An 11856-nucleotide genomic window follows, 5' to 3' on the forward strand; every position below is an offset into this window, starting at 1 on the left:
AACCCTAGGGTCGTGCGGGCGGTGCCGGGTATCCCCAGATCTGATAGCCCTGGCCTTCGAACGGCCCGAACTCCGGTACGGCTGGTTAGTCTTGCGCCGTTCCCAGCACGGCAGTTGTGCCTGCGCCAGCCACCCTGCGACGAGGGGTTCCGCGTGCCCGAGGTGTCATCGTACGAACCATCCCCCGGCGCGCGTTCCGCCCTGGACGCGGACGTCATCGTCGTCGGCAACGGGCCCGTGGGGGCCGCGCTCGGGGTCCTGCTGGCCCAGCGCGGTCGGCGGGTCACCGTGCTGGAACGGCGCCGGCGCCCGTACACGCTGCCCCGGGCTACCAGCTTCGACGGCGAGACGGCGCGGCTCCTCGCCGGCTGCGGGACGGGCGCGGGCCTCGGCCGGATCACCGAGCCGGCGGGCGGCTACCAGTGGCGCACGGCCGCCGACGAGATCCTCCTCGACATCGCCTTCCGTACCGAGGGGCCCTACGGGTGGCCGGACGCCAACACCATGCACCAGCCGGCCCTTGAGGAACTGCTGGCCGCGCGGACGGCCGAGCTGCCTGGCGTCACGGTGGTACGGGGCCGTCAGGTGGTGGGGATCGAGGAGCGGGACGAACGGGTCGCGGTCACGGCCGAGGACGAGGACGGCGCGGCCCGGACGTACACCGCGCGGTGGGTGGTGGGCTGCGACGGCGCCAACAGCTTCGTCCGGCACCACCTGGACGTGCCGGTCACCGACCTCGGTTTCTCCTACGAGTGGCTGCTGTGCGACGTGCGGCTGCGCGAGCCGGCCGAATTCGTGCCGACCAACCTCCAGATCTGCGACCCGGCCAGGCCGACCACCCTGGTCGGCAGCGGTCCCGGGCACCGGCGCTGGGAGTTCATGCGCCTGCCCGGTGAGCGCGCCGCGGAGCTGAACCGGGAGGAGACCGCCTGGCGGCTCCTCGCCCCCTACGGGGTCACCCCCGACACCGCGACCCTGTTGCGCAGCACCACGTACATCTTCCAGGCCCGCTGGGCCGAACGGTGGCGGGCGGGCCGGGTGCTGCTGGCCGGGGACGCGGCCCATCTGATGCCGCCCTTCGCCGGGCAGGGCATGTGCTCGGGCATCCGCGATGTCGTCAACCTGGCGTGGAAGCTGGACCTGGTGCTGGACGGTCTCGCCCCGGAGTCGCTCCTCGACACCTATACCGAGGAACGCCGCGCGCAGGTGCACGAGTCGATCCTGTCCTCCGTCCAGCTGGGCCGGGTGATCTGCGTGACGGATCCCACGGCCGCGGCCGAGCGCGACGCCACCATCCTGGCGGGCCGACGCGGTCGCGGTCCTACGGTCCCGGACCCGGCGAAGCCGCTCACCCGGGGGCTCCTGCACCGGGCGAGCGACGGCTCGCCCGCGGCCCCTGCCGGCGAGGTGATCCCCCAGGGCCGGGTACGGGGCCCTGGAGGCACCGGCCTGTTCGACGACGTGGTCGGCCGCGGATTCGTCCTGCTGCTCGCACCGGGCGCACCCGCCGACCTCGACGAGGAGCAGTCGGCGTTCCTGACGGCCCTGGGCACGCACGTGGTGCGCCTGCTGCCCGAGGACGGGGAGCCGCAGGGCGGGGCGGTGGCCGACGTGGGCGGTGTCTACCGCGCTTTCCTGGCCCGCCACCGGACCGACGCAGTGCTGGTCCGCCCGGACTACCACGTGTACGGGGCGGCCTCGGGCCTGGGAGCGGCGGCGCTGGTGGACGACCTGCGGGCCCATCTGGGCGCGGGCGTTCCGGCGGGTGCGGGAGGAAGCGGGGCCTGAGCGGGCCCGGGCGGGTGGGTACGGGCCTGACCACGGCAGCGGCACCTCGCGGGTGCGCGCTCCCCGCAGCGGCGCTGTCCAACGTCGGCGCGGCTAGGTCGTGTCCGCGAAGTCCCGTCGTCCGCCCGGAGGGCGGGCCACGCGGGGTTCGGTGCGTGCGCTCGGCGTGCTGGGCGGAAGTCCTCGTACTGGGACTGGGCGTACTTGGGCTTTCGCCCGGTGCGGCGGGCGTGCGTGCCGGGCGTCGCGGGGCGGGCGGGACTTTGCGGGCACGGCCTAGGACAGGCCTAGGACCTGTCGGTGACGGTTCGGGCCAGGAGGACCGCACCCCGTAGGGAGGAGAGGCCGCCCAGGCGCGCCGCGGCGACGGGCGGGGCGGGGCGGCCCGGGCGGGACAGCGGTGCCAGGTGGGTGACTGTGCGGTCGACCAGGTGGTCGATGCCTGCCGTGAATCCGCCGCCCAACACCACCAGGTCGGGGTGGAGCAGTTCCGTGACACCCATGACGGCGGTGGCCAGGGCCTCGCAGGTGGCGTCGACGGCGGCCAGGGCCCACGGGCGGTCGGTGCGGAGCGCTTCGAGCAGCTCCCCGTAGGCGACCGGTCCACCGCGGAGCCGACCGGCGCGGGCCAGGGTGGCCGGGCCCGAGGCGATCGCCTGGAGGCAGCCTTGGCGGCCGCAGACGCACCGGGGGCCGCCCGGCGCGACGACCAGATGCCCCAGTTCGAAGGAGCCCCGGCCGGGACCGGGGCAGAGCCTGCCGCCCAGGACCAGGCCGCCGCCGATGCCGGTGCCGACGCCGACGTAGAGCAGATCGGCGCAGTCGGCCGCCTCCGCCTCGGCGAGGGCGGCCACGTCGCCGTCGTCCGCCCAGGCGAGACCCGCGCCCGGCACGAGGGCGCCCAGTGCCGGTCCCAGCGCGAGGCCGGTCCAGGACGGCCGGCTCGGCCAGGCGGTGATCCGGCCGTCCGGGCCGACCGTGGCGGGCATGGCGACCCCCGCCGTCTGGAAGCCCTCACCCGTACGGGCCGTCAGGGCGGCGACACCGTCCGCCAGCCGGGCCAGATCGCGGTCCGGGCCGCCGTCCTCGCGCGGCCAGGCGAACAGGTGCTCCTCGGTGCGGCCGTCCGCCGACTCGGCGCGCAGGGCGACCTTCGTTCCTCCTATGTCGATGCCCAGACACCACGGCGGCACGGCTGGCCTTCCGGTTCAGTGCCCGGGCAGGGCCGGGCACAGGGCGAGCAGGTCGGCCGGCCGTCGCAGGACGACGTCGGGGCCGGCGGCGAGCAGTTCCGCCCCGTCGTGGCAGCCCCACAGCGCGGCGACGGCGGTGACACCGGCGCCCTGGGCGCTGGCCAGGTCCGTGGGGGCGTCGCCGATCATGACGGCCCGGTCCGCGGGGACGTCGAGGAGTTCGAGTGCGCGCCGGACGATGTCGGGGGCGGGCTTGGGACGGGGCACCTCGTCGGAGCCGATGACGTGGGCGAAGTACGGAAGCAGGCCCAGGACGTCCAGCAGGGACCGGGCGCGCACACCGGCTTTGCCGGTGGCGACGGCGAGCTTGAGGCCGCGCTCGTTCAGCGTCCGCAGCACGTCGACGACACCGTCGTACACCTGGACGCGGTCGGCGAGCCGGTAGCTCTCGCGGACGAAGGGCTCCTCCATCTCCAGCGGGAGGCCCATGATGCGCATGATGTCGGGGAAGTAGCGGCCCTGGTGGCGCTGGTACTCCTCGAAGGGCGCCGGGCCGTCGCCGACGACCTCGGCATGGGCGAGGGCGAACGCCTCGCCCATCACCGCGAAGCTGTCGACCACGACCCCGTCGAGGTCGAAGACGACGGCCTGCCTGGGGACCGCGGGCTGCTGCCCGGTGCCCGTTCCCACGTCGCGTTCCGACGCTGTGGTCATGCGGTCCGCACCTCCTTGTAGGTGGTGGATTCGGAGGCGCGGTCCGCCGGTCGGGCGGCGCGCGCCGATGCGTAGAAGTTCTCGACCAGCCGGACGGTGCTGCGGGCCTGGGCGACGGCCAGGCCGCGGCGGCCCGGGTCGGCCAGGAGCCCGGCGAGGCCGTCGAGCTGCCGTCCGTACTCGATGCCGATGGGCTCGGCGGGCAGCGGGAGGCGTTGTGTGGTGCCTTCCCGGGTGAGGGTGAGCACCGGTTCGGGGGCCCGGTTGGGGCTGAAGCCGAAGGTGCATTGCAGCCGTGCCGTTCCGGCGCTGCCCTCGACGGTGACGACGGAGGCGTCCAGCGCCTCGTGCGAGGCCCAACTCGCCCGCAGCGAGACCGAGATGCCGTCCTCGCGGACCAGGAAACCGCGGGCGGTGTCCTCGACATCGCCGGCCGGGACATCGGTGGCCCGGTCCTCGCGCCAGGCGGCGGACCAGGCACCGCTGTTGACGAAGTCGTCGGAGACCGAGCCGATCACCTGGGCGACGGGGGCGGGGCCGAGGAGGGAGGTGAGGACGTCGAGCAGGTGCCAGCCGAGGTCGACGAGCACGCCACCGCCTGCCTTGCTGCGCTGGGTGAACCAGCCGCCGGGCTGCGGCACTCCGCGCGCCCTGACCCAGGCCAGGTCGACGTGGCGGATCCGGCCGAGTTCGGGCAGCAGTCCGGCGAGTTCCCGGACGTCGCCGCGGTGGGCGGCGGCACTGCCGGCGAGCAGTGTCCCGCCGTTCCGTTCGGCCGCGGCGAGCGCGTCGGCCTCGGCGCTGGTCAGGCAGACGGGCTTCTCCAGGAAGACGGAGATCCCCCGGCGGAGCAGGGCCGTGGCCACCTCGGCGTGCAGATGGTTGGGCACCGCGACGATGGCGACGTCGACCGTGCGGCGGTCGAGGGCGTCCACGGTGGCGACGGCGGGCAGCCCGGTCGCCGCTGCGGTGGCCGCCCGGGAGCGCGGGTCGGGGTCGACGACGGCGACCACCTCGAAGTCCTCGTGCTCGCGCAGCAGTCTGAGCCACAGCTCGCGGCCCGCCCAGCCGAGCCCGACGACGGCGGCCCGGACCCTCACCGGCCGGCCACGGCGTCGGCGATGATCTCGGCCGTGGTGTGCAGTGCCTCCTCGGAGGCGAGCAGGACCCGGTGGTGCAACCAGACGCAGTCGGTGCTGATCGCCTCGGTGTGCGGGCAGCTTTCGGCGAGCTTGTCGACGGTGGTGTCGGGCGCGGCCGTCTCCCAGAAGGCGTTGGTGCGGTAGATCGCGCGGAAGGCGGCGAAGGCGGGCAGTCCGGCGTCGACCAGTGTGTCGACGAGGGCGTTGCGGCCCTCCTCGGAGATGCCGGGGATGCGGAACATGGCCATGTAGTGGGAGTTCCGGTCGGCGCGCGGGTCCTCGCCCTGGGGCACGACGCCGTCGATCTCGCCGAGCAGCCGGGACAGCAGTGTCCAGCGCTGCCCACGCAGCTCGATCTGCGCGTCGAGGCGGCCCAGTTGGGCCCGGAGCACGGACGCGGAGAACTCGTTGAGCCGCATGTTGGTGCCGGCGGTCTGGTGCATGTAGCGGCGGTCGGTACGGGGCCGGCCGCAGCTGTGCCGCAGGAAGGCGGCCTCGTAGGTCTCCTCGTCGGGGAAGAGCAGCGCGCCGCCCTCGCCCGCGGTCATCAGTTTGCCGTTCTGGAAGCTGAGCGCGGCGACCGTGCCGAACTCGCCGACCCGTTTGCCCTGCCAGCGGGCGCCATGGGCGTGGGCGGCGTCCTGCAGCAGGGCGACACCGGTGTCGGCGGAGAGCTTGTCCAGTGCGTCCATGTCGGCGATGAGCCCGGCCATGTGCACCGGCATGATCACCTTGGTGCGGGGGGTGACGGCGGCGGCTGCCGCGGCCACGTCGATGTTGTACGTGCCGAGGTCGACGTCGACGGGGACGGCGACCGCGCCGAGCCGCTGAGCGGCCTGCGAGGAGGAGATGAAGGTGAAGGCCGGGACGATGACCTCGGTGCCCGGGCCGACGCCCAGACACTGGAGCGCCAACTCCAGCGCGTGGGTGCCGTTGGTGACGGCCAGGGCGTGCGGGGCGCCGTGGAAGTCGGCGAACTCGCTTTCGAAGGAGTCCACCTCCGACCCGCCCATGCGCCACCACTGGCCCTGTTCCAGGGCCCGGATCAGGCCGGTGCGCTCGCCGTCGTCGTACTGCGGCCAGGAGGGGAACTCCGGTGCCGGACGCGCGTTCATGTATCTCCAAATCTCCGCTTCGGACATTTCTCGGCCGATGGCCGACGGGCGACATAAAGCGGGCGGGGCACGTGGCCGACGGAACGATTCACCCCGGGGATCACCCACACAGGAAGGTGCGACTTTCACCGTAGGCACCGCCCGTGGGGCCCCACATCCCCTGGTCTGGTAGTCGTCGCCGGCCGGGTGCGAACCGGTCGGCCACGGGGGTGTTCCGGGTGGGTGCGTCAGTCGTTCGTGGGTGCGTGCAGGCCGAAGAACGCGCAGTAGGAGGCCACTTGGCCGGTCAGCATGTGGATGCCGTGGTGGATGTGGTGTCCGAGGGCGGCAGCCTGTCGCAGCAGGGCCGTCTCGTGGGGCTTCATGATGATGTCGGCCACCACCGACCCGGGAGCGAGGTCCGCGGGCGGGAACGGCAGCGGGTCGCCGGGCCGCAGCCCGAGCGGGGTCGCGTTGACGGCGAGGTCGCTGTCGTGCAGGGGTGGTTCGGCGGCGGCGTGGACGCGGCCGGGCCAGTATCCGGCGAGCCGGTCGACGAGTGCCTCCAGCTTGGGCCGGTCCGGGTCGGTGACGGCGACCCGGTCCGCGCCGGCCGTCAGCAGCGCCGCCGCGATGGCACTGCCCGCCCCGCCTGCCCCGGCCAGCGCGACCCGCCTGCCGCGTACCTCGTGCCCGGCGCGGGCGAGGCCCGCCACGAAGCCGGAGCCGTCGAAGTTCTCGGCGAGCCAGCTGCCGTCTGCCTCACGGCGCAGCACGTTGGCGGTGCCGGCGATCTCGACGGCACGGCTGCGCCGCTCGGCGAGCCGGGCGGCATCGGCCTTGTGCGGAACGGTGACGAAGATGCCGTCGAGGTTGCCGATCCGCTGCAGTCCGCGGACGACCCGCTCCAGGTTGTCCGGGTGGACCTCCACCGGCACCAGCACGGCGTCCGCGCCCTGTTCGGCGAACAGCGGGTTGAGCAGCCCGGGCGACCGGACCTGGGCGACCGGATCACCGAGGACGACGTACAGACGGGTGGTGCCGCTGATCGGGGTCCGGGCCGGGGTGCCGGTACGGGGTCCGGAAGCGGTGTCGGTGTCGGTGTCGGTCATCTCGGGCTCCGGGGGCGGTGGAGGGCGGGTCGCGGGGCGGCGGCCCGGCGGGCTGCGGTGAGCAACTCGGCGACGGTGAGGGCGAGTTCCATCGACTGCTCGGCGTTCAGGCGGGGGTCGCAGGCGGTGCGGTAGCGGGCCGCCAGGTCGTCCTCGCCGAGTCCGCGGGCCCCGCCCAGGCACTCGGTGACGTCCTCGCCGGTCGCCTCCAGGTGCAGGCCGCCGGGGTGGGTTCCCAGGGCGCGGTGGACCTCGAAGAAGCCGCTGATCTCCGCGACGATGTCGTCGAAGCGGCGGGTCTTGCGGCCGTCCGCCGTCGTACGGGAGTTGCCGTGCATCGGGTCGCACTGCCACACCACCTGGTGGCCGGTGGCGGTGACCTTCTCCACGATCGGCGGCAGCACCTCGCGGACCCGGGTGTGACCCATCCTGCTGATCAGGGTCAGCCGTCCGGGCGTGCCGTGGGGGTCGAGCCTGCGGACGTAGGCGAGGGCCTGCTCCGGCGTGGTGCCCGGGCCGATCTTCACCCCGACGGGGTTGGCGAGCAGTTCGGCGACGGCGAGGTGCGCGTCGTCGAGGCCCCGTGTGCGCTCGCCGATCCACAGGAAGTGCGCGAGCGGGCTGGCCAGCAGCGGGTCCGGACCGGTGGTGAACCCGGCGGTGTGGAGCGAAGCGGACTCGTAGTCGAGCAGGAGCATCTCGTGGCCGACGTAGATCTCCTCGGTCCCCTGGCCCGGAGCACGGCCGGTCTCCTCCGCGCTGCCGGCGAACTGGCCGCCGCCGGGGCCGCCGTGGACATCGGCGCCGGCGCACGGGTCCGCCGGATCCGGTGCGCCCATCCGCCGGGCGAGCGCCATCGCGCGGACCGCGTGCCCGTGGGCGAGCAGCATCCGGTCCGGGTCGGGAGTGCGGGCGGCCAGGGAGGGAGCGGCGGAGTTGACGATGTCGCCCCGGTAGACCGGCAGGCCGTCCGCGTCGACGGGCTGCGAGCGCGGCTTCGCGTACTGGCCGGCCATCCGGGCGAGCGGCACCACCGGCAGCCCGGCGGCGTGGGCCAGGACCTGCGCCATGCGCTTCAGGAGTCCGAGGTTGGCCCGCAGATGCGGTTCGGTGCTCTCCGCGAAGGTCTCCGCGCAGTCCCCGCTCTGCAGCAGGAACGCCTCGCCGCGGGCCACCGCCGCGAGCCGCTCGGAAAGCCGGGCCGTCTCGGCCTCGGCCACGACCGGGGGCGCGGTGCGCAGCCGGGCCAGCACCGTCCGCGCCCGGGCCGGGTCCGGCCACTCTGCCTGCTGGGCCGCGGGTCGGGCCAGGGCCGCGGCGAGACGGTCCGCCAGCCGATGCTCCCGCGCGACCCTGACCCGGGCCTCGCCGGGTGCTCCCCCTGATAAGTGCGTCATGCCACCGGAGCTCCCGTTCCGTTAAGGCCGGCCGGCTCGACGAGCCGGCCGATCGGCTGCCGTGGCATGCGTCCGAGGATGTCGGCGACGACGTGTTCGGGCACCTCGTGGACCAGCTCCGCTCCCCCGGGACCGTCGAGGACGAACGCGAGGCCGCGCAGCGCCTTCTTGTCCCGGCGCATCAGGCGGATCAGCTCGGCCGCCTCGACCCCCTCGGGCAGCACGCTCGGCAGGCCGTAGAACTCGACGACCTCCCGGTGCTCCGCCACCCGCGCGGGACCGATCCGGCCCAGAGCACCCGCGAGCAGACCCGCGAAGACCGTGCCGATCGCGACAGCCTCGCCGTGCCGGAGCGCGAAGCCGCCGGCCACCTCCAGCGCGTGGCCGAGCGTGTGGCCGTAGTTGAGGATGTGCCGCAGCCCGGTGTCCCGTTCGTCGGCCGAGACGATGCCGGCCTTGAGGGTCACACTGGCCGCGATCTGCTCCGCGAGGCCGAGCCCGCGCAGGTCGCCGGCGCCGATGAAGTGGCAACGGGCGATCTCACCCAGGCCGTTGAGCATCTCGCGCCGGGGCAGGGTGGCCAGGTAGTCGGTGTCGCACAGTACGGCGGCGGGCTGCCAGTAGGCACCGACCAGGTTCTTGCCCGTGGGCAGGTTGACCGCCGTCTTGCCGCCGACACTCGCGTCGACCTGGGCCAGCAGCGTCGTCGGCAGGTGTACCACCGGCACACCCCGGTGGTACAGGGCGGCGGCCAGACCGACGACATCGGTGGTGGTGCCGCCCCCGCAGGAGACGACGGCGTCGTCACGGGTGAGCCCGAAGCGTACGAACTCCGCGCACAGCGCCTCGACGGTGGCGAGGTTCTTGTCCGGCTCGCCGTCCCGGGCGGGCAGCAGCAGGGTCTCCACCCCGGTGTCGGGCACCCACTCGGCGGGCCGGGCCGACACGACGGCGACCCGCCGGGCGCCAAGTCCCTGGATCACTTCGGCCAGCGAGGAACGCACTCCCGAGCCGATCACCACATCGTACGAACGCTCACCGATGTTTACCGGTATCTGTTCTCTCACGCCGCCTCACCCTGTCGTGTCGAAGCCGGTCGTCCGCCGGTTCGGCCGTCCCGCCCCGGGGGCTGCGGCGGTGGTCCACCGCCGCAGCCCCCGGGCGCGACCGCAGCCGTCACTGGCCGGCGGTCACCCGCAGGATGCGGGCCTCGGCGCGCTCCTTGCGGTCCTGCTCGTCGAGCTGCGGGTAGGCCGGGCAGCCGAAGACCCGCTGGAACGGTGCGAAGGTGTCCCACTCCGGGCGCCGCCGCATCTCCTGCGCGACCGCGTTGTGCTCGCTCCAGAAGTCGCCGCCGATCAGCCGGATCAGGTAGCGCTCCAGTGCCTCGCGGGAGGTGGTCCGCCCGGCATCGGCCGCCACCGCCACCAGCTCGCCGTCGTAGAAGGCGTGGATGAGCCGGATGTAGGTGTCGTAGCCCGTCTTGAAGTAGTTCGCGTACTCCTCGATGAGCCGGTCGGCGTCGGCCGGGTTGGTGAGCGCGGCACTGATCGTCTCGGCGGCTCGCGCCGCGGTCGACGCCGCGACCAGCACCCCGCCGGAGAACATCGGGTCACCGAAGCAGCCCGCGTCGCCGACCATGACCCAGCCGGGGCCCGTGACGGTGTCCGCGTGGTAGCAGTAGTCGGTCTCGATCCTGAGGTCCGTGGCCGGGGTCGTCCCGGTGAGCCGCGCGGTGATCCGCGGCACCCGGTCGAGGTGCTCGTCGAAGGCCTCCTCCGGGGTACCCCTGCGGAACACGTCACGCGGCATCACGGTGCCGACGCTGATGACGTCCTTGGAGATGGGGATCGCCCACACCCAGCCGTCGTCGTGCGCGCCGACCTGGATGTCGCCCTCGTTGCCGAGGTTGTGCCGCTCGTCGAGGCCCGAGTAGTGGCGGAACACCCCGACCATGCGGAGCTTCTCCAGCGTCTTGCGCAGCCCGAACCTGTTCGCGATCCGGCCGGCCCGGCCGCTGGCGTCGATCACGTAGGACGCGTCGATCCGGTGCTCCTCGCCGTCCTTCTCGTACGTGACGCCGGTGATCCGCTCGCCGTCGAGGAGGAAATCCTTCACGGGGGTGCCCAGGTGGATCTCGGCGCCGGCCTTGCCGGCCTCCTCGACGAGCATCGCGTCGAACCGGGCCCGCTCGACCTGGAACGCCCGGTCGAAACGCCCCTCGCCCTGGAGGCTGAAGTCGGCCCGGAAGACACCGGAGAAGAACTTGGTCTCCGTCGGGTCGATGAACTCGCCGCCGAACTTGGGCACATAGCCCTTGGACTCCAGCGCCTCCCGCAGACCGATCCGGTCGAACAGGCCCATCATGTACGGCAGCAGAGACTCGCCGATGTGGAACCGCGGGAACTCGTCACGCTCCAGGAGCACGACGGAGTGGCCCTGGCGGGCCAGCACGAAAGCGCTGACCGCCCCCGCCGGTCCGCCGCCTATGACCACCACGTCAGCCGTCTTCTTCGCCATTCTGTTTTCCTTCCAGCCTTCGTCTCGGATTGCGGATGCTGCCATTTCCCTGCGGGAAGTCGTTCAGGGCGGCTCGGGCAGGTCCCCGGAGAGGATCTGCGCCACCAGGGCCCGGTGTTCGTCGTCGTCGACGACCGTGCGGGCCCGCTCGCGGCCGTCGCGGACCGTCAGGTACCGGCGGCCCTTGAGGACGACCTGGCCGTTGTCGAAGGTCCGCCCGTACAGCCCGCCCTGCAGGTCGCCGTCCGGCGCCGGAGCGGGGTTCGCCCGGGCGTGGTCCTCCAGCTCCTTCCAGTCGTCCCACCGCCGTTCGAGGAGCCGGAAGTCGTAGACGGCACCCCAGCGCCCGCCCCGCCCGCGCCGCTGCACCGCACAGGCGCCGTCACCCTGGTCCACGAGCCGGAACTGGCTGCCGTACTGGGTCTGCACCGCGTCGGTGACAAGGAGCGGTTCGAGGTACGAGGGTCCCGGGTAGCCCGCGTCGACGAGCCATTCGGCGCCGTCCAGCGCGACCCGGATGAACATGTGCTCCACCTCAGTGCCGAAGTTCTCCCGGCCCTCGGCGGTGCTGCCCGCCATCAGGCTCGCGTCATAGCCCAGCTCGCGCAGGAGCCGGAAGAACAGGCGGTTGAGCTGGAAGCAGGTACCGCCGCGTCCGTCAAGGACGACCGTCCGGAACATCGCGTCCTCGTCGAGTTCGACGAGATGGATGCTGTCGGCGAAGTCCTGGCCCGCGATGTTGTACGGGATCGCCATGAGGTGCCGCTTCTGCAGTCTGCGCAGCGACTCGATGCCCACGTCTCTCTCGCCGTCGCAGCCGATGCGCCGGAGATACGCCTCCGCGTCGAACACTCCCTGGTCCCCTTTCGCCGTGCGTTTCTGCCTGGTGGCCGGTG

General features: G+C 73.3%; 10 protein-coding genes. 1 reads left to right on the forward strand and 9 read right to left on the reverse strand.

Going from position 1 to position 11856, the window contains the following annotated elements:
- Positions 1 to 153 precede the first annotated feature (153 nt).
- Complete coding sequence (locus tag OG407_RS01220; protein ID WP_405854106.1) at positions 154 to 1788, forward strand: bifunctional 3-(3-hydroxy-phenyl)propionate/3-hydroxycinnamic acid hydroxylase; 1635 nt, start codon at positions 154 to 156, stop codon at positions 1786 to 1788.
- 287 nt (positions 1789 to 2075) lie between these two features.
- Here OG407_RS01220 and OG407_RS01225 read toward each other — a convergent pair whose 3' ends face one another.
- The 9 genes from OG407_RS01225 to OG407_RS01265 all read right to left on the reverse strand — a co-directional run bounded on the left by OG407_RS01225 (position 2076) and on the right by OG407_RS01265 (position 11812).
- On the reverse strand, positions 2076 to 2981 hold the full coding sequence (locus tag OG407_RS01225; protein WP_405854108.1) for an ROK family protein: 906 nt from the start codon (positions 2979 to 2981) through the stop codon (positions 2076 to 2078).
- Positions 2982 to 2996: 15 nt separating this feature from the next.
- Positions 2997 to 3695, reverse strand: coding sequence for an HAD-IA family hydrolase (locus OG407_RS01230; protein ID WP_403604805.1), 699 nt, complete (start codon positions 3693 to 3695; stop codon positions 2997 to 2999).
- Positions 3692 to 4795, reverse strand: coding sequence for a Gfo/Idh/MocA family protein (locus OG407_RS01235; RefSeq protein WP_405854110.1), 1104 nt, complete (start codon positions 4793 to 4795; stop codon positions 3692 to 3694). Before OG407_RS01235 ends, OG407_RS01230 begins: the two co-directional genes overlap by 4 nt.
- Complete coding sequence (gene rifK / locus OG407_RS01240; protein ID WP_405854112.1) at positions 4792 to 5952, reverse strand: 3-amino-5-hydroxybenzoate synthase; 1161 nt, start codon at positions 5950 to 5952, stop codon at positions 4792 to 4794. The genes OG407_RS01235 and rifK overlap by 4 nt, the downstream gene beginning before the upstream one ends.
- Positions 5953 to 6179: 227 nt before the next feature.
- Positions 6180 to 7043 (reverse strand): shikimate dehydrogenase family protein, encoded by an 864-nt coding sequence (locus tag OG407_RS01245; protein ID WP_405854114.1) that lies wholly within the window; start codon positions 7041 to 7043, stop codon positions 6180 to 6182.
- Positions 7040 to 8440, reverse strand: coding sequence for a 3-deoxy-7-phosphoheptulonate synthase (locus tag OG407_RS01250; protein WP_405854116.1), 1401 nt, complete (start codon positions 8438 to 8440; stop codon positions 7040 to 7042). The genes OG407_RS01245 and OG407_RS01250 overlap by 4 nt, the downstream gene beginning before the upstream one ends.
- The gene (locus tag OG407_RS01255; protein WP_405854118.1) at positions 8437 to 9507 is read right to left on the reverse strand and encodes a 3-dehydroquinate synthase family protein; all 1071 of its coding nucleotides are present in this window, start codon (positions 9505 to 9507) and stop codon (positions 8437 to 8439) included. Before OG407_RS01255 ends, OG407_RS01250 begins: the two co-directional genes overlap by 4 nt.
- Positions 9508 to 9616: 109 nt before the next feature.
- On the reverse strand, positions 9617 to 10960 hold the full coding sequence (locus OG407_RS01260; protein WP_403604786.1) for an NAD(P)/FAD-dependent oxidoreductase: 1344 nt from the start codon (positions 10958 to 10960) through the stop codon (positions 9617 to 9619).
- A 63-nt stretch (positions 10961 to 11023) separates the two neighbouring features.
- A complete protein-coding gene (locus OG407_RS01265; protein ID WP_405854120.1) occupies positions 11024 to 11812 on the reverse strand; it encodes an arylamine N-acetyltransferase in 789 nt (262 codons plus the stop codon).
- Positions 11813 to 11856: the final 44 nt, after the last annotated feature.

It is taken from the genome of Streptomyces sp. NBC_01515, assembly GCF_045040345.1.
Classification (GTDB): Bacteria; Actinomycetota; Actinomycetes; order Streptomycetales; family Streptomycetaceae; genus Streptomyces.

Excerpts from the sequence above, each read along its gene's own strand:
- OG407_RS01230 (WP_403604805.1), bottom strand. The coding sequence starts at position 3,695 with ATGACCACAGCGTCGGAACGCGACGTGGGAACGGGCACCGGGCAGCAG.
- rifK (WP_405854112.1), bottom strand. The coding sequence starts at position 5,952 with ATGAACGCGCGTCCGGCACCGGAGTTCCCCTCCTGGCCGCAGTACGAC.
- OG407_RS01245 (WP_405854114.1), bottom strand. The coding sequence starts at position 7,043 with ATGACCGACACCGACACCGACACCGCTTCCGGACCCCGTACCGGCACC.
- OG407_RS01250 (WP_405854116.1), bottom strand. The coding sequence starts at position 8,440 with ATGACGCACTTATCAGGGGGAGCACCCGGCGAGGCCCGGGTCAGGGTC.
- OG407_RS01260 (WP_403604786.1), bottom strand. The coding sequence starts at position 10,960 with ATGGCGAAGAAGACGGCTGACGTGGTGGTCATAGGCGGCGGACCGGCG.